The sequence below is a fragment of the Cellulosimicrobium sp. JZ28 genome (genome assembly GCF_015327065.1).
Taxonomy (GTDB): Bacteria; Actinomycetota; Actinomycetes; order Actinomycetales; family Cellulomonadaceae; genus Cellulosimicrobium; species Cellulosimicrobium funkei.
This window is the reverse complement of the sequence record NZ_CP017660.1, coordinates 1,160,040-1,182,991: the sequence shown is the minus strand read 5'-3', so window position 1 is coordinate 1,182,991 and position 22,952 is coordinate 1,160,040. Positions and strand designations below refer to the sequence as shown.

Annotated in this window: 20 protein-coding genes and 1 pseudogene; 5 read left to right on the top strand and 16 right to left on the bottom strand. The window is 74.7% G+C overall.

The window, feature by feature from the left end; translation table 11 throughout:
• Positions 1-7: 7 nt before the first annotated feature.
• Positions 8-649: a LysE family translocator gene (locus BJP59_RS05445; protein ID WP_194522418.1), complete on the bottom strand. Its 642-nt coding sequence runs from the start codon at positions 647-649 to the stop codon at positions 8-10.
• Between the two features lie 230 nt (positions 650-879).
• Here BJP59_RS05445 and BJP59_RS05440 point away from each other — a divergent pair.
• The 4 genes and pseudogenes from BJP59_RS05440 (at position 880) to BJP59_RS05425 (ending at position 4,080) form a co-directional block, all read left to right on the top strand.
• Positions 880-1,712, top strand: a pseudogene (locus BJP59_RS05440) (ABC transporter ATP-binding protein).
• Positions 1,709-2,350 carry an ABC transporter permease gene (locus BJP59_RS05435; protein WP_021482821.1) on the top strand — a complete coding sequence of 214 codons (642 nt, stop codon included), beginning with the start codon at positions 1,709-1,711 and terminating at the stop codon, positions 2,348-2,350. The pseudogene BJP59_RS05440 and the gene BJP59_RS05435 overlap by 4 nt, the downstream one beginning before the upstream one ends.
• Positions 2,347-3,078: an ABC transporter permease gene (locus tag BJP59_RS05430; RefSeq protein ID WP_194522417.1), complete on the top strand. Its 732-nt coding sequence runs from the start codon at positions 2,347-2,349 to the stop codon at positions 3,076-3,078. The genes BJP59_RS05435 and BJP59_RS05430 overlap by 4 nt, the downstream gene beginning before the upstream one ends.
• 78 nt (positions 3,079-3,156) lie before the next feature.
• The gene (locus BJP59_RS05425) at positions 3,157-4,080 is read left to right on the top strand and encodes an ABC transporter substrate-binding protein (RefSeq protein ID WP_021482243.1); all 924 of its coding nucleotides are present in this window, start codon (positions 3,157-3,159) and stop codon (positions 4,078-4,080) included.
• A gap of 69 nt (positions 4,081-4,149) precedes the next feature.
• On the opposite strand, the gene BJP59_RS05420 is transcribed toward BJP59_RS05425, so the two are convergent.
• The 14 genes from BJP59_RS05420 to BJP59_RS05355 form a co-directional block, all read right to left on the bottom strand.
• Positions 4,150-5,076: an ATP-grasp domain-containing protein gene (locus BJP59_RS05420; protein WP_021483322.1), complete on the bottom strand. Its 927-nt coding sequence runs from the start codon at positions 5,074-5,076 to the stop codon at positions 4,150-4,152.
• 59 nt (positions 5,077-5,135) lie between these two features.
• A complete protein-coding gene (locus BJP59_RS05415) occupies positions 5,136-5,798 on the bottom strand; it encodes a response regulator transcription factor (protein ID WP_194522416.1) in 663 nt (220 codons plus the stop codon).
• Positions 5,795-6,985 carry a sensor histidine kinase gene (locus BJP59_RS05410; RefSeq protein ID WP_194522415.1) on the bottom strand — a complete coding sequence of 397 codons (1,191 nt, stop codon included), beginning with the start codon at positions 6,983-6,985 and terminating at the stop codon, positions 5,795-5,797. Before BJP59_RS05410 ends, BJP59_RS05415 begins: the two co-directional genes overlap by 4 nt.
• Before the next feature lie 37 nt (positions 6,986-7,022).
• The gene (locus tag BJP59_RS05405) at positions 7,023-7,655 is read right to left on the bottom strand and encodes a hypothetical protein (RefSeq protein ID WP_194522414.1); all 633 of its coding nucleotides are present in this window, start codon (positions 7,653-7,655) and stop codon (positions 7,023-7,025) included.
• Positions 7,652-8,587, bottom strand: coding sequence for a hypothetical protein (locus tag BJP59_RS05400; protein ID WP_194522413.1), 936 nt, complete (start codon positions 8,585-8,587; stop codon positions 7,652-7,654). Before BJP59_RS05400 ends, BJP59_RS05405 begins: the two co-directional genes overlap by 4 nt.
• Positions 8,584-9,087 carry a signal peptidase I gene (locus BJP59_RS05395; protein ID WP_194522412.1) on the bottom strand — a complete coding sequence of 168 codons (504 nt, stop codon included), beginning with the start codon at positions 9,085-9,087 and terminating at the stop codon, positions 8,584-8,586. The genes BJP59_RS05400 and BJP59_RS05395 overlap by 4 nt, the downstream gene beginning before the upstream one ends.
• 110 nt (positions 9,088-9,197) lie before the next feature.
• Complete coding sequence (locus tag BJP59_RS05390; protein WP_194522411.1) at positions 9,198-10,226, bottom strand: hypothetical protein; 1,029 nt, start codon at positions 10,224-10,226, stop codon at positions 9,198-9,200.
• 91 nt (positions 10,227-10,317) lie between these two features.
• Entirely contained in the window at positions 10,318-11,025 is a 708-nt protein-coding gene (locus BJP59_RS05385) for a SipW-dependent-type signal peptide-containing protein (RefSeq protein WP_194522410.1), read from the bottom strand.
• A gap of 223 nt (positions 11,026-11,248) precedes the next feature.
• Positions 11,249-12,808 (bottom strand): dihydrolipoyl dehydrogenase family protein, encoded by a 1,560-nt coding sequence (locus BJP59_RS05380; RefSeq protein ID WP_194522409.1) that lies wholly within the window; start codon positions 12,806-12,808, stop codon positions 11,249-11,251.
• 52 nt (positions 12,809-12,860) lie between these two features.
• Entirely contained in the window at positions 12,861-13,430 is a 570-nt protein-coding gene (locus BJP59_RS05375; protein ID WP_228485287.1) for an AAA family ATPase, read from the bottom strand.
• Positions 13,431-13,541: 111 nt separating this feature from the next.
• Positions 13,542-15,188, bottom strand: a complete 1,647-nt coding sequence (locus BJP59_RS05370; protein ID WP_021482756.1) for a solute symporter family protein — start codon at positions 15,186-15,188, stop codon at positions 13,542-13,544.
• The gene (locus tag BJP59_RS05365; RefSeq protein ID WP_021482757.1) at positions 15,185-15,535 is read right to left on the bottom strand and encodes a DUF485 domain-containing protein; all 351 of its coding nucleotides are present in this window, start codon (positions 15,533-15,535) and stop codon (positions 15,185-15,187) included. Before BJP59_RS05365 ends, BJP59_RS05370 begins: the two co-directional genes overlap by 4 nt.
• A 196-nt stretch (positions 15,536-15,731) precedes the next feature.
• On the bottom strand, positions 15,732-16,547 hold the full coding sequence (trmB, locus tag BJP59_RS05360; protein ID WP_442861530.1) for a tRNA (guanosine(46)-N7)-methyltransferase TrmB: 816 nt from the start codon (positions 16,545-16,547) through the stop codon (positions 15,732-15,734).
• A gap of 55 nt (positions 16,548-16,602) precedes the next feature.
• Positions 16,603-17,922: a TrpB-like pyridoxal phosphate-dependent enzyme gene (locus tag BJP59_RS05355; RefSeq protein WP_043654086.1), complete on the bottom strand. Its 1,320-nt coding sequence runs from the start codon at positions 17,920-17,922 to the stop codon at positions 16,603-16,605.
• 294 nt (positions 17,923-18,216) lie between these two features.
• Between BJP59_RS05355 and BJP59_RS05350 the strand changes: the two genes are divergently transcribed.
• Positions 18,217-18,978, top strand: a complete 762-nt coding sequence (locus BJP59_RS05350) for an SDR family NAD(P)-dependent oxidoreductase (protein WP_194522408.1) — start codon at positions 18,217-18,219, stop codon at positions 18,976-18,978.
• A gap of 117 nt (positions 18,979-19,095) precedes the next feature.
• Here BJP59_RS05350 and BJP59_RS05345 read toward each other — a convergent pair whose 3' ends face one another.
• Positions 19,096-22,950 carry a metallophosphoesterase gene (locus BJP59_RS05345; RefSeq protein ID WP_194522407.1) on the bottom strand — a complete coding sequence of 1,285 codons (3,855 nt, stop codon included), beginning with the start codon at positions 22,948-22,950 and terminating at the stop codon, positions 19,096-19,098.
• Positions 22,951-22,952 lie beyond the last annotated feature (2 nt).

Here is a 22,952-nt window from a genome sequence, read left to right as displayed (position 1 = left end):
GGGCCGCTCAGGGCGCGCGGTGCGACGCGACGGCCAGGACGCCGCCGAGGCCGATCATCATCCCGCCCCCCGCAGCCCGCACCGTGCCGAGGCGCCGGGGCGAGGACGCGAACCACGAGCGGGCCGCGCCCGCCGCCAGCGCCCAGACGCTGTCGCACACGAACGCGATGACGGTGAAGACGAGCCCGAGCACCATCATCTGCCCGGGCACGCAGCCCGCGTGGAAGTCGGTGAACTGCGGCAGCACCGCGACGAAGAACACGATCGTCTTGGGGTTGGTCACCCCGACGACGTAGCCCTGCCGCACCACGCGCCACCAGGGCTCGCGCACGGGGGCGGCGTCGACGGCGATGGTCCCGTCCCGCCGGTGACGGATCGCCTGGACGCCGAGCCACGCGAGGTACGCGGCCCCGACGAGCTTGACGACGGTGAAGATCGCGACCGACGTCGCGACGACCGTCCCGACCCCGAGCGCCACCGCGACCACGAGCGTGAGCGCGCCCAGCTCGTTGCCGAGCACGCTGAGCACGCCGCCGCGGTGGCCCAGCGTGAGCGAGCGGCCGACGACGAAGAGCACGCTCGGGCCCGGGATCACGACGAGCACGAGGGAGGCGAGCGCGAAGGCGAGGAGGGCGTCGAGGTGCGGCACACCGCCACGATAGGACGCGGCGTGACGCACGTCACGGGCGAATCCGCGCGGCCCGCCGGACGCACCGCGGCGACCGCCGCACCCGTGCGGAGGCCGCCCGCGCGGTCCGGGTGCGGCGTGTCGGTGGTTCGACGTACGGTCTGGGAGACGCGCGGCATTGCGCTTGACGAGCCGAACCGCGGTCGTGGTTGGGTGGAGGCCGTTCACCGACTGTCGGGAGGCAGCGCCCCATGATCGAGTTCCGATCGGTCACGAAGACGTACCCCGACGGCACGGCGGCGGTCGCCGACTTCGACCTCGTCATCCCGCCGCACCGCACGACGGTGCTCGTCGGCTCGTCCGGGAGCGGCAAGACGACGCTCCTGCGCATGATCAACCGGATGGTCGAGCCCACGTCGGGCACGATCGAGATCGACGGCAGCTCCGTCCTCGACCGCGACCCGGTGAAGCTGCGGCGCAGCATCGGGTACGTCCTGCAGAACGGCGGCCTGCTCCCCCACTACAAGGTCGTCGACAACGTCACGACGGTCCTGCGCCTGGAGGGCACTCCCCGGAGGCAGGCGCGCGAGCGCGCCCTCGAGCTCCTCGACACGGTCGGCCTCGACCGGGGGCTCGCGGACCGCTACCCGAGCCAGCTCTCGGGGGCCAGCAGCAGCGCGTGGGCGTCGCTCGCGCGCTCGCCGCGGACCCGAACATCCTGCTCATGGACGAGCCGTTCGGTGCGGTCGACCCGATCGTGCGGGCCGAGCTCCAGACGGAGACCATCCGGCTGCAGCGGGAGCTGGAGAAGACGGTCGTCTTCGTCACGCACGACGTCGACGAGGCCTTCCTGCTCGGCGACCAGGTCGTGATCCTCGAGAAGGGGGCGCAGATCGCGCAGATCGGGTCCCCGAGCGAGATCCTCGAGAACCCCGCGAGCGAGTTCGTCGCGAGCTTCATCGGTGCCGAGCGCGGCCGTCGTGCGCTGCGCACGAAGCGGACGGACCACGGCACGGTCCTCGTCGACGGCGCGGGCCGGACCCAGGGCGTGCTCGTCGGCGACGCCCCCGAGGACGGCGCATGACCTGGGTCCTGGACAACCTCGACCTCATCGGCCGCCTGACCGTCGAGCACCTGCGCCAGTGCGTCGTGCCGATCGTGCTGGGGTTCGTCGTCTCGATCCCGCTGGGCTGGCTCGCGTTCCGGTTCCGCCTCACGCGGGGGCTCGTGCTCACGCTCGTCGGGCTGCTCTACACGATCCCGTCGCTCGCGCTCTTCGCGCTGCTTCCGCCGCTCCTCGGCATCAGCTTCCTGTCCGAGGTCAACCTGGTCGTCGCGCTGACGATCTACGCGGTCGCGATCATGACGCGGTTCGTCGCCGACGCCCTGGCGTCGGTCGACCCGACGGTCCGGCAGGCGGCCCTCGCCGTCGGGTACGGGCCGTGGCGACGCTTCTGGCAGGTCGACCTCCCGCTCGCCGGCCCGGTGGTGCTCGCCGGGCTGCGCGTCACGGCCGTCTCGACCATCTCGCTCGCGACGGTCGGCATCCTCATCGGGATCGACAACCTCGGTTACCTGTTCACCAACGGCTACCAGCGGCAGATCGTCCCCGAGATCCTGGCCGGAGTCGTCGCGGTCGTCGTCATCGCCCTGCTCGTCGACCTGCTGCTCGTGCTCGCCGGGCGAGCGGTCATGCCCTGGTCCCGGAAGGTGCGCGCATGAACGTCTTCTCCGACGCGGTCGCCTGGATCTTCTCCCCCGACCGGCTCACCGGCGCGCTCCCGCTGCCCGAGGCGATCTGGACCCACCTCGCGTTCACGTTCGTGGCGGTGCTGATCGCCGCGGCGATCGCTATCCCCGTAGGCTGGGCGATCGGCCACACCGGGCGCGGGCGGGAGGTCGCGGTCGCCCTCTCGGGCGCGGCGCGCGCCGTGCCCTCGTTCGGGCTCGTCCTGCTGCTCGTGCTCGTGCTCGGGGTGACCCACAAGGTCGCCGCGTCGGTCACGGCGTTCGTCCTCCTCGCGATCCCGCCCATCCTCGCGGGGGCGTACGCCGGTATCGAGGCCGTCGAGCGGCGCGTGGTCGACGGCGCACGGTCCGTCGGCATGACCGGTCGCCAGGTCCTTCTCAAGGCCGAGGTGCCTCTCGGGCTGCCGCTGCTCATCGGCGGGCTGCGGTCCGCGACGCTCCAGGTCGTCGCCACCGTGACGCTCGCCGGCTACGTCGGCAACTGGGGTCTCGGCTTCTACATCGTCCAGGGCATCCAGATCCGCGACTTCTCCCAGATCCTCGGCGCGGCCCTCGTCATCGTGGTGCTGGCCGTCGTGCTCGACGCGCTGTTCGCGATCCTCCAACGGGTCGTCGTGCCGCGCGGCGTCACGGCGGGACGGTCCGCGGAGGACTCCCCGTCCCGGCGGCGCCGCCGCGCCCCCGAACCCACCACCGCCTGACGCGGACGGCGCTCCCCCGCCGCACGCGCCGAACCGACCCCTCCCGGTCCCCGGGACGGCCCTCAGAAAGGCAGACACATGCGCACCATCCGACGCACCGCCGCCCTCGTCGCCACCGCGGCGACCGCCGTCCTCGCCCTCACCGCCTGCGGCGGCGGGTCCGACCCGCTCGCCGAGGACACCACGAGCTCCGACGGCGGCGGCAGCGCCTCGTCCGACACGATCGTCGTCGGCTCGCAGGCCTACTACTCGAACGAGATCATCGCGGAGATCTACGCGCAGGCGCTCGAAGCGGAGGGCTTCACGGTCGAGCGCAACTTCTCGATCGGCCAGCGCGACGCGTACATGCCGGCGCTCGAGAGCGGCGAGGTGCAGCTCTTCCCGGAGTACACGGGCAACCTGCTGCAGTTCTTCGACCCGGAGACCACGGCGACGTCGCCCGACGACGTGTACGCGGCGCTCCAGGAGGCCCTGCCCGACGGCCTCACGGTCCTCGACCAGTCGACCGCCACGGACCAGGACTCCTACAACGTCACCGAGGCGTTCGCCACGGAGAACGACCTCACGAGCCTGTCCGACCTCGCGGGCCTCGACGTGCCGCTCACGCTCGGCGGCCCCGCGGAGCTCGAGCAGCGCCCGTACGGCCCGCAGGGGCTCAAGGACGTCTACGGGGTCGACGTGTCGTTCGTCGCGACGGGCGACACGACCGTCCAGGACCTCGTCGCCGGGACCGTGAACATCGCCAACGTGTTCAGCGCGGACCCGCGCATCCAGACGGAGAAGCTCGTCACGCTCGAGGACCCGGAGGGCCTGTTCCTCGCCTCGAACGTCGTGCCGCTGGTCAACGCGGACATCGCCGACGAGATCGCGGACGTCATCAACCCGGTGAGCGAGGCGCTCACCCCCGAGGGCCTCGTCGCCCTCAACGTGGAGTCCACGGTCGACCAGCGCTCGCCCGAGGACATCGCCGCGGACTGGCTGTCGGAGAACGGCCTCGCCTGACCGCACGACCACGGCGGCCCGTCCCGGGATCGGGACGGGCCGCCGTCGTCGTGGGCGGGTCGGTGCGGGTCAGCCCGCGACGCGCGCGGCGATCGCGTCGGCGAACCGGTCGAGCGAGCCCGGGGAGAGCGCGAGGAACAGCGACGGCTCGGTGAGCTCGAGCTCGATGACCACGACGCCGCCGTCGTCGTTGCCCGTGACGACGTCCACACGCGCGTAGAGGAAGCTCGCCGGGTCACCGCCGCCGACGGCGTCGGCCGCCACGGCCAGCGCCCGCCGCGCGACGTCGAGCTGCTCGTCGGACGCGGTGAACGGGCTCATCTCCTCCTGCTGGTACAGGCCGCGCGTCGGGCGGTGCGGGCCGGTGAGCAGCGCGTTCTTGCGCACGGCGTGCGAGAACTCGCCGTCGACGAAGACGAGGCCCGTCTCCCCCGCGGTGTCGACGCTCGTCACGTAGGGCTGCACCATGACCTCGCGCCCGGAGACGAGCAGGTTCTTGGCGTGCTGGATCGCGAGGCCGCGCGAGTGCGCCTCGCCCGCCTGGTACCGGCCCGTGTCCTTCGCGCCCGCGCTGACCACGGGCTTGATGACGAAGTCGCCCTGGGCGGGCAGCCGCGTGTGGATCGCGCGCGAGGAGAGGTTGCGCGCCGGGTCGAGCCACAGCGTCGGGATGACGGGGATGCCCGCGCCCTCGAGCTCGCGCAGGTACCCCTTGTCGGTGTTCCAGCGCAGCACCTGCTCCGCGTTGAGGATGCGCGGGACCCGGCCCGCCCACGCGACGAACTCGTCGCGCCGGGCGGAGTAGTCCCACGTGGAGCGCACGACGACGGCGTCGAACGCGGACCAGTCGACGTCAGGGTCGTCCCAGACGGCCGGCTGCGCCGCGACGCCCCGGGCGTCGAGCGCCCGCACGAGCGGCGCGTCGTCGGGGTCGAGCTGCGGGAGGACGGAGCACGTCGCGAGGGCGACGCGCGGGGCGGAGTTCTCGGTCGTCACGCTCCGAGCCTAGGGCCTGGCACGGGCCGTCGGCCCCCGGAGGTGGGCGCGCGCGGTGCTCAGGGCTCCGGGCGCACGGACTGGCGGAGGAACTCGAGCACCGCGGCCACGCGGTGGTTGGCGCCGGCCGGCAGGTCGAGCAGCCGGTAGATCACGGTGAGCTGCGCCTCGACGGCCTTGGGCGTGATCCCCAGCTCGGTCGCGACGGCGCCGTTCGCGCGGCCCTCGGCCACGAGCTGGAGCACGCGGAACTGCGCGACGGACAGCCCCGCGAGGAGCGTGTCGGTCCGCGGCACCGAGCGCCGCACGAGCGCGGGGTCGATGACGACCCGGCCCTTCGCGACGTCACCGAGCGCGCGGACGAGCTGACCCGGTTGTGCCGAGGACCGCTTGGACAGGTAGCTCCACGGCGTCGGTGCGCTCGCGCTGATCGAGCGCACGAGGGCGAGCAGGTTGTGGCTCGACACGAGCAGGATCCGCAGGCGCGGGTCGCGCTCCTGGAGCGCCCGGCCCAGGGCGATCCCGTTCCCGTCCTCGAGCTCGATGTCGAGGACCGCGACGTCGACCTCGCCCGGCGCGATGGCGGCGAGCGCCGCGGTCTGGCCGGCGGCGTCGGCCACGACCTCCATGCCCGGCTGCGCGCGCAGGAGCGCCAGGACCAGCCCCCGCACCATCGCCTCGTCCTCGACGACGGCCACGCGCAGACGGCGGGCGGTGCTCACGCCCGCTCCTCGGCCTCGGCCACGGGGCTGAGGACGGGGATCCGCGCGGCGAGCCGGGCCCCGCCCATCGGCGAGGGGCCCAGCACGAGGTCCCCGCCCCGGCCGCGGACGCGCGCCTGGAGACGGGCGACGCCCGAGAGGTGCGGCTCGCCCGCGAGGCCGGAGCCGTCGTCGTCCACCACGACGTGCGCGAGGCTCCGGCGCTCCGCGAGGGGCTCGCCGCGCAGGACGACGCTGACCACGTCGGCCCGGCCGTGCAGCATCGCGTTGTTGACGCCCTCCTCGACGATCGCGAAGAGCAGGACCCGGTCGGCGGGCGGCAAGGAGTACCCGGCCAGCACGGCGTCGGCCACGCCCTCGTACCGGACGTCCATGCGCACGGAGGGCGGCAGCCGGTCCGCGAGCAGGAGCAGCGCCGTCGACAGCGAGAAGTCGCCGGCGAGCGGGTAGAGGGTGTGCGCCACCGCGCGGACCTCCGACTCGCGGAGCCGGTCGAGGCGCTCGGACACCGCCTCGAGCGAGTGGGCGGCCTGCTCCTGGCCCCCGTGCTCGAGGTCGTCGCGGATCGCGTCGACCTCGCGGATCGCGAGGACGAGGCGCTGCTGGAGCCCGCCGTGGAGCTGGCGCGACACGTCGCGCCGGACGCGCAGCTCCTCCTCCTCGGCCTCCAGCCGCGCGCGCTCCGCGCGCTGCGTCTCCACGAGGCGTCGGCGCTCCTCCGCGCGGATGCGACGCCGCGAGCCGACGTAGAAGAGCGCGACGGAGATGGCGAAGCAGGCCTCGAGGGTGCCGAGGGTGACCTGCGCGGCGACGAACGGTCCCGGCGCCCCGCGCGGGAGCGTGAGGTACAGCGCGCCCGCGCGCACGGCACCGATGCCGAGGCTCAGCCCGAGCACGAGGGCCACCTGCCGCCGCAGCGGCCACGCGAGGACGTGCAGCCGCACGAGGACGGCGGCCGCGACCGCGCTCGCCGCGGCGACCGCGAGGACGAGCACGAGGGCGACGGACGCGACGCGCTGCAGCTCGGCCCCGGCGAGCATCGGCTCGCCGCCGGGGGCGACGGGACCGAAGTCCTCGATGGCCCACAGCACGAGCTCGATCGCCGGGACGGCAGCGATGAGCACCACACCGGCCATCGCGATCAGCGCGACGGCGCGGCGCTCGGCACGATCCGCGTCCCGCACCACGTCCTCATGCTGACAGAGGCCCGCGCACGTCACCCGTTCAGCGGCGCACCGCGTGGACCACGACGTTCTCCCGTGCGGCCCCGGTCGCCCCCGACCGCTGCAGGCACGTGAGCACGACGAGGCGCCGCTCGCCGTCGGGGAGGCGGCCCCAGATCTCTGGGGAGGCGGCCGCCGCGTCCTTGGTGAGGACCTCCGTGCGCTCGACGACGTACGCGACCCCGTCCACGCGCAGCGGGTCGCCGGGGGCGACCGTCACGGCCGGGTCGGGCGCGCCCGGCTCGAAGAACACGTTGCCGGGCGCGCGGCCGTCGCGCACGGCGTGCATCGCGACGACGAGCGGCCGCACCCCGGAGGCGGACGTGCGGTCCGGGTCGGCGAGCACGAACGCCTCGGTGAACGTCGGCGGGTCGAGCACGGACCGCGCGCCGGGCATCGCGGTGAGCGGCACGTCGAGGCCCTGGGCGGGCGCCTCGAACCGGCCCCCGGTGGGTCGCAGATCGGCGGCGGCGGCCGACGGCGGCGCGTCGAGTACGACGCACCGCCCGTCGAGGTCGCGGAGCGCCGCGTCGCACCGGTCGCCGCCGCCGAGGACCGTCGCCGTGAGCACCACGGCCCCGGCGAGCGCGAGCGCGACGACGGCCCCGAGCAGCGCCCGCACCGCCCGGCTCATCCCCCGGCCCGGCGGGTCGGGGCCGGACGGCGCAGCGCCCGCGCGGCGGACCCGGCGACGACGACGAGCGCCGCACCGGCGAGGAGCAGCCACGGGCGCCGGTCCGGGGGGAGGACGCCGCCGGTGCGGGTCAGCGGACCCCCGACCCGTTCTACCGTGGCGGTCGTGCCCGTGCCGCCGCGGCCGGTCGTCCCGGGGACGATGGCCGGGGTCGGGTCGGCCGGGGTCGGGTCGGGCGTCGTGCCGGTGCCGCCCGGCGTGTCCCCCGCGATGACGAGCAGGAGGTCGAAGGAGAACCGGCGCTCCCCGACGGCGGCCGTGTTGCCGGTCGTCGCCTCGACGGGGAGGTCGTAGGTCAGCGGCACGTCGACCGTGGCGCCCCGCGCGAGCGGGACCTCCTGGATCCGGGTGCGCCGCCCCTCGAGCTGCGACGCCGGGACGCCGTTGACGGTGAGGTCGTCGTAGAAGGCGTCGGGTGTCCAGGTATCGTCGTCGGTCTTCCGCAGCGCCTCGGCGTCGACGATGCTCACCGTGAGGGTGCCCGCGGTCGGTCCGTCGTTCCGGACGCGCAGCAGCGCGCTGCCCGCGTCGCCGGGGACGACCCGGACCTCGCCGAGGCCCGCGCCGTCGACCCGCAGGGCCTGCGTCGCGGTCGACGTGGGCGTCACGGCGACCAGGGGCGTGCCGTCGACGTCGCTCCCGGGGACGACGGGCGTCCCCGCCTCTGTCGGCAGGGCCGCGACGGTCGCCTGCGCCGCGGCGGTCTTCGCCGTGGCGCTCGTCGCCGTGGCGGCCGGCGCGGCGCTCGTCGCGGTGGCGGCTGCCGCGGCCGGTGCGCCCGTGGTGGGCGCGACGAGCGCGGCGGCGACGACGGCGGTGGCCGCCGCGAGGCCGAGACGGCGTGCCGGGGCGACGGGTCGGTGGGTGGTCATGTCGGGACCTCCTGCTCGCGCGGCGGGTCGGTGGGACGGCCGCGGCCGGGGCGCACGAGCGCCACCGCGGCGTAGACGAGGAGGGCGACCGCGAGGACGGTCACCGCGGTGGGGCCCCACGACACGTTCGTCGCGTGGCCAACGAGGGGCACGGAGTAGGCGACGCGGCCCATGACCTGGTCGGGCACGAGCGGAGCGTCGGCCGCGCCGTTCGCGTCGCCGCGCGTGACGAGACCGGTGACGTCCGTGCCGTCACGGTCGACCTGCACGACGCGGTGGGTCACGAGCGTCGGGTCGCCCGAGACGGGCTGCACGGTGACGACGTCGCCCGTCCGCAGCTCGCCCGGGTCGACGGGCCGCACCACGACGACGTCCCCCGGCGAGAGCGCGGGCTCCATCGAGCCGCTCAGCACCGTGAGCGGTGTCGCGCCGAGCACGCGCGGGACGACGACGACCGCCCCGGCGAGCACGACCAGCGCCACCATGACGACGCCGAGCACGACGGACGCGACCCTCTCCAGCGGGCCAGGCCCGCGCCGACGACCTGCGCGCGCCCTGGCAGCCGCTGGCGACGCGGTGCCTGCCGCTGCAGTGGCCTGCGTCCCGGCGGTCATGGCCTCTGCTCCCGGAGCCAGGCGACCACGTCGGCCGTCGGCACGGAACGGTCCGCGGCCCACTGCTCGACCTCGACGGGCAGCCGGTCGAGGTCGAGGACGGCCGGGTCGAGCGTCGCGGGGTCGAGGCCCAGGTCCTCGAGCAGCGTGCGGAGCTCGGTGGCCCACGGCGGGTCGTCCGCCGCCACGGCGGGCCCGTCGGGGGCTGCGCCGGGCGCGACGGGCGCGACGGGCGCGACGGGCGCGACGGGCGCGACGGGCGTCGGCCCGCCGCTGGTCGGTGCGTCGCCCGTGGGCGGGTCGCCCGCCGGGGCCCCCGTCGTCGGCGGGACCTCGGGCGTGGTGGTGACGACGTCGGGAGCGGGCACCGCGGTGTCGGGCGCAGGGACCGTCTCGGTCGCCGCAGCCGTCTGCGGGCCCGTCACGATCGACGGCGCGGAGGCGCCCTGCGTGTCGCGCCACAGCCGAGCGTCGTCGAACGCGTCGTCGTCCGTCCGGACCTGCCAGAGGTCGGCGACGAGGTCGCCGTCAGGCAGCGCGGTCTGCCAGTGCCCGCTCACGTCCCAGTCCATCTGGACGGCGAGCGTCACGTCGAGCGTGATCGTCCCCGTCACGAGGTCGACGGGCACGTCCGGCGAACCTCCGAACAGGACCTGGCCCTGGGCGTCGAGGGTGCCGGTGGCCACTTCCGCACCCTCGCGCCGCAGCTCGAGGGTGACGTCCACGTAGTCGAGGAGCGGGACGTCGCGCCATGTGGGGAGCCCGAGGCGCAGGCGCGCGTCGAGATTGTCCCCACCCAGCGTCGCGGCGAGCCGGTAGTCCACCGTGACCCGCCCGTCGGGCACGAGCAGGACGGGGGCCGTCTCGCCCTGCGGCTCCAGCTCCACGTCGAGCGAGCCCGAGCGGACGACCGCTGCTGTGGTGAGCGCCTCGTCGCGCCACAGGGCGTGCGTCGTCCCGGACGCTCCTGCGAGGAGCAACGCAGCGACCGCGGCGGTGGTGCCCAGACCGGTTGCGCACCTCATGGCGCGCTCCTTTCCGTGTCGAAGCGTGCGCCGCGACCCGTCCCGGACCGGCCGGTGCCGGTCCGGGACAGCCACGACGCGCGGCGTGCGGTCAGCGGACCTGGTCGAGCGTCACGTGGAGACCGTCCAGGTAGGCCTGGGTGGTCATGAGGTCCTGGGCCTGGATCTCGTGCGGGAAGGCCGCGATCACGAACACCTGCAGCTCCTGGCCACCCGACCCCTCGAACGCCAGGTCGAAGGGCTCGCCCACGTCACGCGCCTCCCCCAGCACGGTGCCGTCGACGTCCGCGACGACGTACTTGAGGCCGAGACCCTGCGCGAGCTCGCCGCTCTGCACGCCGGCACCGTGCACGGCGAGGTGTGCGCGCATGTTGTCGCCCTCGGTCTTGGCGGTCACGCGCGTCTGGCCCAGCAGGTAGTCGCCGGGCACGGCCTGCCACGTCCCGAGGTCGTCGATGACGTGACCGACGACGGCGTCCGTGCCGGTCCCTGCCCCGTCCGTGTCGAGCCGCTGGAACTCGGTCGGGACGCCGCTCCACACGGTCCGCTCCTCGCCGAGCCAGTTGACGTCCCACCGCAGTCCCGGACCGACCTCGCCCGCGAGGTCGGCCGCGTCGGGCCGGTCGGGCGAGACGTCGAACCACCGGGCCTCCTGGGCCTCGACGTCGAGGAGACCGCTGCGGATCTCCCCGCCCGCGACGCCCGCGTCGTCGTGCCACAGCGCGAACGTGCCGCCCGCGCCGAGGAGCAGCGCGCCCCCGGCGACGCCGGCGACGATTCCCTTGGTCTTCGTGTTCATGGTGAGCGTTCCCCTTCTGCGTCGCGTTGCGCGTCCCGCGAGGGTGCTCGCCACCGGAGGTTGCTCCGTCTCGACGACTCGCCGCCGCAACGGTCCCCAGTCTTCGGCGGCCCGGCAGGCCGCCACGGCCAGGGGTAGGGGAAACCCCAACGGCCCGGCGTCGCGGGGTCGCTACTGGGCGCTCCCGGGGCGCTGCCCGGGCGCTACCGGGGTGCGACGGGGGCTACAGCCCGTACTCCTCGAGCAGCCGCAGCCAGACCTCGCTCACGGTCGGGTACGACGGCACGGCGTGCCACAGCCGGCGCAGCGGCAGCTCGCCCACGACGGCGATCGTCGCGGCGTGCAGCATCTCGGCCGCGTCCGGGCCGACGAACGTGGCGCCGACGACCACCTCGCGCGCGGCGTCGACGACGAGCTGCGCGCTGCCCGCGTAGTCCGTGGAGCGCACCGAGGAGCCCGCGACGTTCGCGAGGTCGTAGCGCACGACGCGCACGTCGAGGCCCGCGTCGCGCGCGGACGCCTCGGTGTGCCCGACGGCCGCCACCTCGGGACGGGTGAACACGACCTGGGGCGAGGCCACGGCGTCGGCCGTCGCGGCGAACCGTGACCACGGCTCGGGCCGGGCACCGACGGCGGGCGGCCGCTCGCCCGCGGTGGGGGCGCCGTCGGCGTCGGGGTCGCCGAAGCGCGCGGCGACGACGTCGCCCGCGACGCGGCCCTGGTACTTGCCCTGGTGGGTCGTCGCGACGCGACCGGTGACGTCGCCGGCCGCGTACAGCCACCCGGTGCCGGCGTCCGACCCGAGCCCCTGGACGAGCATCGTGTCGTCGACCTCCAGCGCGCGGCCGGGCGCGAGCCCGACGGAGTCGACGCCGAGGTCCTGCGTGCGCGGCACGCGGCCCGTCGCGACGAGCACGCGCTCGGCGGTGACGGGCGACAGGTCCGGTGCGTCCCCGCCGTCCGCGGGACCGGCGGCCGCGAGGACGAGCCGCACGCCGCCGTCGGGCAGGGGCTCGACGGCCTCCGTCGACACGCCGAGCCGCACGTCGACCCCCAGCTCCCGCAGCGACGCGGCGACCGCCTCGCCGGCCCACGGCTCGGTGCGCCCGAGCAGGCCGCCGCGCGAGAGCACGGTCACGCGCGCCCCGAGGTCGGCGAACGCGACCGCCATCTCGGTGGCGACCACTCCCCCGCCGACGATCGCGAGCGACTCGGGCACGTCCTCGACCGCGGTCGCCTCGCGGCTCGTCCACGGGTTCGCGTCAGCCAGCCCGGGGACGTCGGGCAGGACGGGCACGCTGCCGGTCGCCACGATCACCGCGTGGCGGGCCGCGAGCCGCCGGGTGCGCGGGAGGTCGTCCGGGTCGGCGTCGGGCTCCTCGGCGACGACCTCCACGAGCCGCGGGCCGACGATCCGCCCGAGCCCGCGCACGAGCGTGAGCCCCGCGCTCTCGACCCAGGAGACCTGGCCGGAGTCGTCCCAGTCGGAGACCATCTGGTCGCGGCGCGCGAGGACGGCGGCGACGTCGAGGTCGTCCCCCACGGTGACGCCCGGGACGCCCCGCGCCTCGGCCCGCACGGCCCCCGGGCGCAGGAGCGTCTTGGACGGCATGCACGCCCAGTACGAGCACTCGCCGCCCACGAGCTCGGCCTCGACGAGCGCCACGCTCAGGCCGGTGCGCGACGCGCGGTCGGCGGCGTTCTCGCCGACGGGCCCGCCGCCGATCACGATCACGTCGTACGTCTCGTCAGGGGTGGTCTCGGGCTGCGCGTCGGACGTCATGGGCCCATCCTCGCCCGACGGCCCGGTCGCCGCCCGGCGGTGTGGCCGCGGGTCAGGCGACGCGGGCCTCGTCGAGCCGGTCGAGCACGTGCCGCACGGTCTGCGCGACGGTCCACCCGGTCGTGTCGACGTGCAGCCCGCCGGGCGTCGAGCGGGCCGCGACGGCGAACTCCTCCGGGGTCCAGGCGCCGTACGCCTGCTTGTGGCGGCCGGCGTCGCGCGCGGCGAGCGTCGCGGCGTCCGGCGTCAGCACGACGGCGTAGCACGGCCGGGTGCGCACGCGCGCCGTGAACCGCGCGAGGTCGGGACCGAGCAGGATGTCCTGGACCACGGCCGTGACGCCTGCGGCCGCGTACGTGTCGGCCGCCTGCGCCGCGAGCGCCTGCCGCAGGTCGAGCTGGGCCCGGGCCGCGGCGGACAGGGGCGGCGCCGTCGACGCCTGGCCGCTGACCACGAACCGCCGGAACTGGTCCCCGCGCACGTGCGCGGCGAGCGGGAACGTGCGGGCGAGCGCGTCGGCGACCGTGGACTTCCCCGAGGCCATCGCCCCGGTGACGACGAGGACCGGCGTCTCCCCGCCCGGGGCGGCGGGGGCTGGGGTCGCTGGGGTCGCTGAGGTCACGGCGCGACCGTACGGCGTCGTCGACGTGCCGCGCGACGGAAATTGCCGCGCACGGACGCCCCCGGTCGAGGCCGGGGGCGTCCTGCACGCTCCGCGGGGGCCGCCGTCGGGCTAGTGCACCGTCGCCTTCTCGGCGCCTGCCCCGGTGAGCGAGCGCACCTCCATCTCGGCGAACTTCTCGGGGTGCGGCTTCTCCCTGCTGAGGAGCGTCCCGACGATCCCGAGGAGGAACGCGAGCGGGATCGACACGATCCCGGGGTTGCTCAGGGGGAAGATCGCGAAGTCGATGTCCGTGTTCTTGATCATCGACAGGCTCGCGCCCGTCACCGGGTCGACCTTCCCGGACACGACGGGCGAGAACGCGATGAGCACGACGCACGAGATCAGGCCGCCGTACATGCTCCACAGCGCGCCCGCGGTGTTGAACCGCTTCCAGAACAGCGAGTAGAGGATGGTCGGGAGGTTCGCGCTCGCCGCGACGGCGAACGCGAGCGCCACGAGGAACGCGACGTTCTGGCCCTGCGCGAAGATGCCGCCAAGGATCGCGAGGATCCCGATGACGACGACGGTGATGCGCGCGACCTTGACCTCGCCGTCGGGCTTGACCTCGCCGCGCTTGATGACGTTGGCGTAGATGTCGTGCGCGAAGCTCGCCGCCGCGGTGATGGTGAGCCCGGCGACGACGGCGAGGATGGTCGCGAACGCGACGGCGGAGATGAAGCCGAGGAGGATCTCGCCGCCGAGCGCGAACGCGAGCAGGGGTGCCGCGGAGTTCACGCCCCCTGGAGCGGAGCTGATCGTCTCCGGCCCCACGAGCGCGCCCGCCCCGTACCCGAGCACGAGCGTGAACAGGTAGAAGATGCCGATGAGCCAGATCGCCCACACGACCGACCGGCGGGCCTCCTTGGCGGAGGGCACGGTGTAGAAGCGCATGAGGACGTGCGGCAGGCCGGCGGTGCCGAGCACGAGCGCGAGGGCGAGCGACAGGAAGTCGAGCTTCGTGGTGCCGGTGGCGCCGTACTGCTTGCCGGGCTCGATGAGCGCCTCCCCGCCCGGGCCCGCCTTGTCGATCGCGCCCTGGAGCAGGTCGGACAGGTTGAAGCCGAACTTCGCGAGGACCCACACGGTCATGACGGCGGCGCCCGCGATGAGCAGCACGGCCTTGATGATCTGGACCCAGGTGGTGCCCTTCATCCCGCCGACCAGCACGTAGAGGATCATCAGCGCGCCGACGACCGCGACGACGACGCTCTGGCCCGCCGTGGAGTCCACGCCGAGCAGCAGCGCCACGAGCCCGCCGGCCCCGGCCATCTGCGCGAGCAGGTAGAAGAACACGACGGCGAGGGTCGCGAGCGCGGCCGCCATGCGCACAGGCCGCTGCTTGAGCCGGAAGGACAGCACGTCGGCCATCGTGAACTTGCCGGTGTTGCGCAGGAGCTCGGCGACGAGCAGCAGCGCGACGAGCCACGCGACGAGGAAGCCGATCGAGTAGAGGAACCCGTCGTAGCCGTTGATCGCGATGGCGCCGCAGATCCCGAGAAAGCTCGCGGCGGACAGGTAGTCGCCCGCGATGGCGGTCCCGTTCTGCGGCCCGGTGAACGACCGTCCGCCCGCGTAGTAGTCCGCGGCGGACTTGTTCTGCCGGGACGCGCGCAGCACGATGACGAGGGTCACGGCGACGAACACGGCGAAGATCGCGACGTTGACGACGGGGTTCCCGACGTCCGTGGCCTCGGCGGCCAGGAGGTGCGCGCTCACAGCTCGTCCTCCTCGATCTCCCGGCGGAGCTCGTCCGCCTGGGCGTCGAAGCGCTTGTTGGCCCAGCGCGCGTAGATCATGGTGATCGCGAACGTGGACACGAACTGGCCGAGCCCGAGGAGCAGCCCGACGGTGACGTTCCCCCACACCCGGACGCTCATGAGGTCGTGCGCGTAGTTCGCCAGCAGCACGTAGACGAAGTACCACACGAGGAACAGCGCGGTCATCGGGAACACGAAGTTCCGGAAGCGTCGGCGCAGGTCCTGGAACTCGGGCGAGCGTTGCACCCGCTGGTAGTCGGTCTCTTCGGCGGGCCCCGGTCCGGGGGCGGCCGTCACGTCGGTCATGACGCCTCCGTTGGCTCATTCCGTGGACAGACAGAGAGCCCGCACCCCGCGGACGGTCGCCTGTCGACGCGACCGCACGCGACGCTGCGTGCCCGGGGCGACCTTCCACCCCCGGCACAATGTGCCGTAGATCACTGTTGTCCGCAAGGACCGCGCGCGGCCGGTCGCGAGGCCGGTCGCGAGGCCGTGCCGAGCGTCAGACGCGCGCGTACTCCAGGTCCGTGATGACGCGCCCCGCGGCCTCGCCCTTGCGCTCGAACCCCGTGAGCACCCGGCCCTCGAAGCGCGGCGCGGCGTTCCCCGGGCCGTGCACGTTGCGCAGCCCCGGCGCGGCGTCCAGCACCTCGAGCATCTGCTCCGCGTACTCGGCCCAGTCGGTCGCGAGCCGCAGCGTCCCGCCGGGGCGGCCGTCGTCGCCCTCCCCCGGCGCGCGCAGGACGCGCTCGGCGAGCGCCGCGAACGACGGCGTCACCAGGCGGCGCTTGTGGTGGCGGGACTTGTGCCAGGGGTCGGGGAAGAACACCCAGAGCTCGTCGACGCTCCCCGCGGGCAGCGTGGTGGCGAGGACCTCGGCCGCGTTCGCCTGGACGAGCCGCACGTTCGTCAGGTCGCGCTGCGACGCACGCAGCACGGTCTGGGCCAGCCCGGGCGCGTAGACCTCGACGGCGAGGAAGTCCGTGCCCGGCTCGCGCTCGGCGGCGGCGACGACGGCCTCGCCCTGGCCCGAGCCGATCTCGACGACGAGGCGCGCGTCACGCCCGAAGGTGGCCGCGACGTCGAGCACGTGGTCCGGGTCCACCGAGGTCCGTGCGACGTCGCGCGGGACGTCGACGAGGTAGCGGTCGCGGTACGCGTCCCACGCGCGCTGCTGGCGCGGCGCGAGGCGGCCGCTGCGCCGCACGAACGACACGGGCTGGGTGCGGTAGCGCGGTCGGGCGTCGCCGGTCCCCGGGGTCGCGGAGGGGGCGCCGGTCACGGGCTCGTCGAGGGTCTCGGGGGTCGGTTCGGGCACCGCACCAGGGTACGGGCGCCTCGCGGGGGTCGTGCCGCGCGAGGCGCCCGTCCCGTCAGACGTACGCCGCGTACGCGGGCAGGTCGAGCACCCCGTTGCCCGACAGCCCGAGGACGATCACCTCGGGCTCCGTCGCCGCGCGCGCGTGCGCGACCGCCGCCGCCACGGCGTGCGTCGACTCCGGCGCGGGGATGATGCCCTCGCTGCGCGCGAACAGCGTCCCGGCCGTGAACGCCTCGTCCTGGTCGACGGCGACGGCGTCCATCAGCCCGAGGTGCACCGCGTGCGACACCATCGGCGACATGCCGTGGTACCGCAGACCGCCCGCGTGGATCGCCGGCGGGACGAAGTCCTTGCCGAGCGTGTGCATCTTGAGCAGCGGCGTGAGGCCCGCGACGTCCCCGAAGTCGTAGCGGTACTCGCCCTGCGTGAGCGAGGGGCACGCAGCCGGCTCGCACGCGACGAGCCGCGTCGTCGTGCCCTCACGCAGGTTGCGGCCGAGGAACGGGAACGTCAGGCCCGCGAGGTTCGACCCGCCGCCCGCGCAGCCGAACACCACGTCCGGCGCGCCCTCGCCCGCCTCGTCGAGCTGGACGAGCGCCTCCTGGCCGATGACGCTCTGGTGCAGCATGACGTGGTTGAGCACGCTGCCCAGCGCGTAGTGCGCCGCGGGGTCCTTCGCGGCCGTCTCGACGGCCTCGCTGATCGCCATGCCGAGCGAGCCGGTCGTCTCCGGGTCCGCGGCGAGCATCGCGCGCCCCGCCTCCGTGAGGTCCGACGGCGACGGGTGGCAGATCCCGCCGTAGACCTCCATCTGCGCGCGCCGGTACGGCTTGGAGTCGTACGACGCGCGCACCTGCCACACCTCGACGTCGAGCCCGAGCAGCGCGCCCGCGAACGACAGCGACGCGCCCCACTGGCCCGCGCCCGTCTCGGTCGTCAGCCTCGTGGTGCCCTCGAGCGCGTTGTAGTACGCCTGCGCGACGGCGGTGTTCGGCTTGTGCGAGCCGACCGGGCTCACGCCCTCGTACTTGTAGTAGATGCGGGCCGGCGTGCCCAGGGCCCGCTCGAGGCGTCGCGCGCGCACGAGCGGCGACGGCCGCCACAGCGCGTAGATCTCGCGGATCGTCTGCGGGATCTCGACGTAGCGCTCCGTCGTCACCTCCTGCTGGACGAGCGCGAGCGGGAACAACGGCGCGAGGTCGTCCGGCGTGAGGGGCTCGCGCGTGCCCGGGTGCAGGTGCGGGGGCACGGGCTCGGGGAGGTCGGCCGCGAGGTTGTACCAGTGCGTCGGGACGGTCGAGGGCACCTCGGCGCCCGTCGGCTCGAGGGACCGGACGGGCAGGGCCGTCGGCGGGGTCTGCGGTGTCGTCATGCTCGGCTCCAGCTCAGGGGGACGGCCGCTGGGCCGACGACGGGCGCACCGGGTTCACCGAGGCCGCCCACGTCGTCGGGGCACGGCCGGATGAGGTCACCGGCCGTCAGGCGGCCGGCCACCAGGGGGTCACGGACGGGTGCGTCACGACGCCGACCCTACCCCCGCCCGCACGCTCGGGACCACCGGCGCCCAGGTGAGGACGATCGGCTCTCGCGCGCGCGGGCGCGCGGGCGCTGGGATGGGAGCAGACGCCGGTCGACGGCAGTGCCGGCGCGGACGGAAGGAGCCGTCATGGTCAGCAACCACGTCCCGGGCAGGTTCGAGGGCCGCACGGCGATCGTCACCGGCGCGGGCGCCGGCATCGGCCGCGCGACGGTCGAGCGGCTGCTCGCGGAGGGCGCACGCGTCGTCGCCACCGACGTCCGGGAGGACCGCCTCGACAAGCTCGTCGCCGACGTCGGCACGGACGCTCTCGTCACCGTGGCGGGCGACGTGAGCGCGCAGACCACGGTCGACGCGGTGGTCGCCGCCGCGGGCGGCCGGGTGGACGCCCTCGCCAACGTCGCCGGGATCATGGACGGCTTCCTGCCGACCGCCGAGCTCGACGACGCGACGTGGGACCTCGTCATGACCGTCAACGTCACCGCGGTCATGCGCCTCACGCGTGCGGTCCTGCCCCTCATGCTCGAGGCGGGGAAGGGCTCGATCGTCAACGTCGGCTCGGAGGCGGGCTCGCGCGCGTCGGCGTCGGGCACCGCGTACGCGACGTCGAAGCACGCGATCGTCGGCTTCACGAAGAGCACGGCGTTCTTCTACACGCCCCGGGGCGTGCGGGCGAACGTCGTCGCCCCCGGGGCCGTCGCGACGAGCATCGAGGCGCCCTTCCGCTCGCCGTACGCGGGCGAGCGGCTCGGCCCGGTCATGGCGACGACCGTCCCGCCGGCCGCGAGCGCCGACGAGCTGGCCGCGGCGATCACGTGGCTCCTGTCGGACGACTCGGCAAACGTCTCGGGCGCCATCCTGCACAGCGACGGCGGGTGGGCCGCCGTCTGACCGTCCCGCTCCCCGACCCGGCGGGCGACGCAGCGGCCCCGGACCGTCCGGTCCGGGGGCCGCCGTCGTGCCGTCGGCGCCGCGTCAGCGGCGCGACGCCGGCGGATCAGCGCGGTGTCAGCCGCACGCGAGCGCGTCGTACGCGACGTCGGCGGCGAACGACCGGCCGTCCCCGCTCGCGGCGACGTGCGCGGTGCCCGCCGCGACGTCGGACGCCCGGACGGAGAACGCCTGGTAGGCCGACGCGCCGGGTCGCACGCCCGTGACGGTGCGCTCGCCGAACGGCGTGCTGAGCGTGACGTCCATCGGGACGGTGTCCGCGTTGCGGGCCCGGACGGCGACGTAGGCCGTGCCGCCGAGGCACTGTGTGCGCGCCGTCGTCTCGACGACGAGGCCGTCCTCGGCGGGCGCGGTGGTGAACGTGCTCACCGGCGAGACGGCGGTGCCGCCGCCCGCGCTGGTGGCCGTGACGGTCCACGCGTGCGCGGCGCCGGGCTCGAGCCCGTCCCACGTGACGGTCGCGACCTCGCCCGAGGGCACGGTCACGCTGCCGACCTCCTCGCCCGAGGCGTAGAGCGACACGGCGTCGGTCGACAGGCTCGTGACGCGCGAGGTGAGGTCGACGGGGACGGTGAAGTCGTCCTCGCGGCCGTCGTAGCGCTGCTCGTCGTCGTACTCGGTGGCGCCGAAGTTCTCGAGCCACGGCGAGTAGGTGTCGACGATCATCTCGGAGCGGTCGACGTCGAACTGGAGCAGGCGCAGGAAGCTCGCGCCGAGCCGCAGGCCCTCGTCGGGCGCGTAGCCGCCGATCTCGGTGAGGCCCGCCTCCTCGGCCGTGACCTCGTAGAACTGGTAGTCGGCCAGCAGCTCGACGACGCCGCTGCCCGGCGTGCCGACGTCCTGGCGCACGTTGATGCCCACGCCGTGCCGGTGCCCCGCGAGGACGAGGAAGACGTTCGGGTTGGGCTCGACGACCTTGGCGTGCACGAGGCGGCCGTCGGGCGTCGAGATCTCGGAGTCACGACCGTCGGGGTTCGAGCTCGGCACGAGGTAGTCGTGCGTGAGCACGACCGCGTTGCGGTCGGGGAACTGCTTGAGGACGCCGTCCGCCCACGCGGCCTCCTCGTCCGTCACCCCGTACGACAGGTAGACAGCGACGAAGTCGAGCCCGCCCGCGCTGAACAGGTCGTAGTGGTTCTGGTTGTCGCCCTCGCGCCACGGGCCGCCGTAGGACGCGTTCTCCCACCCCGCGGAAAGCGCCTCGTAGCGCTCGGGGCCGTAGAACTCGTTGAACAGCGCCCCGGGCCCGTTGTCCTGGCCCGTGAGGTTGTCGTGGTTGCCGGCGAGGACTCCGTTCGGGATGTTCGCGTCGTCGAGGATCTGCTGCGCGGACGAGGAGAACGCGTACTCGCCCCGGATCTGGGCGGCCATCGCGTCGTCGGCGGGCAGGCGCGTGTAGTTCTCGTTCACGTCGCCCGTGTGGCCGACGTACGCGATCCCGCGCTCCTCGGCGTTGTCCACGACCCACTGCGTGAGGTCCGTGTAGGCCTGCGCCCACACCGCGCGCTCCTCGGCAGTCTCCTGCTCGACCGCTCCCTCGGTGAGGTACTGCGTGTCGGTCAGGTGGACCAGGGAGAAGTCGTAGTCCTCGCGGGGTGCGAAGTCGGTCTCGTCGCGCGACCCGCCCGCGGCGATGTCGTCGGCGAAGGGGTCGGTGCCCGTCACGAGGACGTGCACGGTCCCGTCGGTGGCGGCGCCGTCGCGGAGCACGGTGCTCAGGGACGTCGTGCCCTCGACCGCGCCGCGCGCGGACGCGAGCGGCTCCCACCGCTCCCCGTCCCACACGTGCAGCGTCGCGAGCCGCTGCGGGTCGACGACGCCCTCCCAGCGCACGACCTGGCCGGCGGTCGAGCCCTCGGCGGGCAGCTCGAAGCGCTGGTAGGTGACGTCGCGGCTCTGGGGCGAGTCGAGCGTCAGGTCGTCGCCCGGTGCGAGCGCGTCCGCCGCGGCGGGCTGCTCGCCCTCGACCGGGAGCGTCGTCGGGACCTCGGCCGACTCGCCCTGCGCGACGAGCGCGGGGGCGGTGACGTCGGCGCGGGAGAACGTCGCGGTGACGTCGCCGCCGCCGGGCGCCGCGACGCGCGCGGACAGGTCGACGCTCCCCGCGACGTCGCGCGTGCCGTGCGCGGGCGCGAGGTCGGTCGGGACGTCCGGCACGCCGAGGCTCGTGAACGCGATCTCGTGCGTGCTCGCGTTGCCGAGCACGTCCGTCGCGGTGACGACGAGCGTGTGCGCACCCGGGGCGAGCCCCGGGCCGACGGGCGCGCCGAGCTCGAGCGGCTCGCCGTCGAGCGTGGCGTCGGGGCCGGACAGGACGCCGGACGCGTCCGCGAGCTCGACCGCGAGGCTCGTCGCGCTCGCGAGCTCCGCCCCCGCCGCCGGCGTGCTGGACACGATCGCGGGACCGGTGTTGTCGGTGGTCACCGTCCGGCGCGCGGCCGCACCCGCGGCGGTCGCCGACGTGATCGTGTGCTCGCCGTCGGCGAGCGTCGTCGTGTCGACGTCGGCCCGCAGGCCGGTCGCGGGCGCGTCGGCGTCGCGCGTCACGTCGAACGCGAGGTCGACCTCGCGCGGCTTCGTCGTGCTCGTACCGCAGTCGCCGTCGCCCATCGAGTACGACGGCGCGATGCCCACGCCGGTCGCCGTGCCGTCGGTCACGTCGAGCGCGATCCCGGAGATCGCGAAGTCGTCGCGGTTGTCGCCGCACGCCGTCGGGTACGTGCCCGTGACGAAGCGCACCACGTTGCGGCCCGGGGACAGGAAGGCGTTCGGGACGTCGATCCGCACCGTCTCGCTCACGTAGTCGCGGTCCACGAGGTCGATGCGCTGCCCGTTGACGAGCAGGTGGTTGGTGTAGCGGGCCTCGATCGAGTTCGAGCCCACGGTGAAGACGAACCGCGACGAGCCGGTGCCGAGCGTCGCGACAGTGGTCAGCGGGGCGCCGTCCAGCTCGATGCCGACGGGCGGCTCGCCCCCGGCGGGCGGCGTGGCGAGCACGGTCTGCGGGCCGTGCAGCAGCGCGCCGTCCGCCGGGAGGATCACGGGCGCCCCCGGGGCGCCGTTGTTCACGGTGACCGCGCTCGTCGTGGTCGCGCCCGACGCGGTCGTCGCGGTGAGCGTGTGCGCGCCGTTCTCGAGCGTCGTGGTGTCGAGCTCCGCGGCGAGGCCGGTCGTGGCGGCCGGGTCCTGGTCGAGGTCGAACGTGAGGTCCGCCGAGAGGACGCGCGACGTGTTCGTGCCGCACGAGCCGTCGCCGAACGCGTAGGAGAAGCTGTTGGCGGAGCCGTCGGCCGTCTCGCCCAGGAGCTCGAGCGACACGTCCGTGAGGTCGTAGTCGTCGTAGTTCGTGCCGCACGACGTCGTGACCGCACCGACGACGAACCGCACCCGGTTCTCGCCCGGCACGAGCCACCGCGCGGGCACGTCGAGCGCGACGCGCTCGGACACCATGTCCCGGTCGAGCTCGAGGCGCTCGCCGTTGACGAGCACGTGGCTGCCGTACCGCTTCTCGATCGAGTTGCTGCCGACGTCGAACAGCAGGCGCGCCGTCGCGGGCGTCGGGGAGGCGTCGACGGCGGTGCCGTCGACCGCGAGCGCCGTGACGGCGTCGCCCGCGCGGACCGGGTCGGCCGCGACGCGCACCGTGCCGTCGAGGAACGTGCCGGTCGTCGGGCTCAGCACCGGCCGCGTCTCCGGGCCGGCCCCGGTGGACCGGGCGGCCGTCCGGTCGAGGGTCGGGGAGGCTCCCGGGGCGGTCGCGGCGGCGGCGCCGGGCGCGAGCAGGCCGGCGACCAGCACCGCCCCGAGCGCCCCGGCGACCGCGGCGCGGCGCCGCGCCCCGCCGTCGGTCCGTCTCTGGGTGCGTCTCTCGGTGCGTCCCGAAGTCCTGTGCGTGGGCACGGACGTGTCCATCG

What these genes read in the sequence shown, in the direction of transcription:
- BJP59_RS05435 (WP_021482821.1), top strand. Translation starts at nt 1,709, where the DNA reads ATGACCTGGGTCCTGGACAACCTCGACCTCATCGGCCGCCTGACCGTC.
- BJP59_RS05430 (WP_194522417.1), top strand. Translation starts at nt 2,347, where the DNA reads ATGAACGTCTTCTCCGACGCGGTCGCCTGGATCTTCTCCCCCGACCGG.
- BJP59_RS05425 (WP_021482243.1), top strand. Translation starts at nt 3,157, where the DNA reads ATGCGCACCATCCGACGCACCGCCGCCCTCGTCGCCACCGCGGCGACC.
- BJP59_RS05405 (WP_194522414.1), bottom strand. Translation starts at nt 7,655, where the DNA reads ATGAGCCGGGCGGTGCGGGCGCTGCTCGGGGCCGTCGTCGCGCTCGCG.
- BJP59_RS05400 (WP_194522413.1), bottom strand. Translation starts at nt 8,587, where the DNA reads ATGACCACCCACCGACCCGTCGCCCCGGCACGCCGTCTCGGCCTCGCG.
- BJP59_RS05390 (WP_194522411.1), bottom strand. Translation starts at nt 10,226, where the DNA reads ATGAGGTGCGCAACCGGTCTGGGCACCACCGCCGCGGTCGCTGCGTTG.
- BJP59_RS05385 (WP_194522410.1), bottom strand. Translation starts at nt 11,025, where the DNA reads ATGAACACGAAGACCAAGGGAATCGTCGCCGGCGTCGCCGGGGGCGCG.
- BJP59_RS05380 (WP_194522409.1), bottom strand. Translation starts at nt 12,808, where the DNA reads ATGACGTCCGACGCGCAGCCCGAGACCACCCCTGACGAGACGTACGAC.
- BJP59_RS05365 (WP_021482757.1), bottom strand. Translation starts at nt 15,535, where the DNA reads ATGACCGACGTGACGGCCGCCCCCGGACCGGGGCCCGCCGAAGAGACC.
- BJP59_RS05355 (WP_043654086.1), bottom strand. Translation starts at nt 17,922, where the DNA reads ATGACGACACCGCAGACCCCGCCGACGGCCCTGCCCGTCCGGTCCCTC.
- BJP59_RS05350 (WP_194522408.1), top strand. Translation starts at nt 18,217, where the DNA reads ATGGTCAGCAACCACGTCCCGGGCAGGTTCGAGGGCCGCACGGCGATC.
- BJP59_RS05345 (WP_194522407.1), bottom strand. Translation starts at nt 22,950, where the DNA reads ATGGACACGTCCGTGCCCACGCACAGGACTTCGGGACGCACCGAGAGA.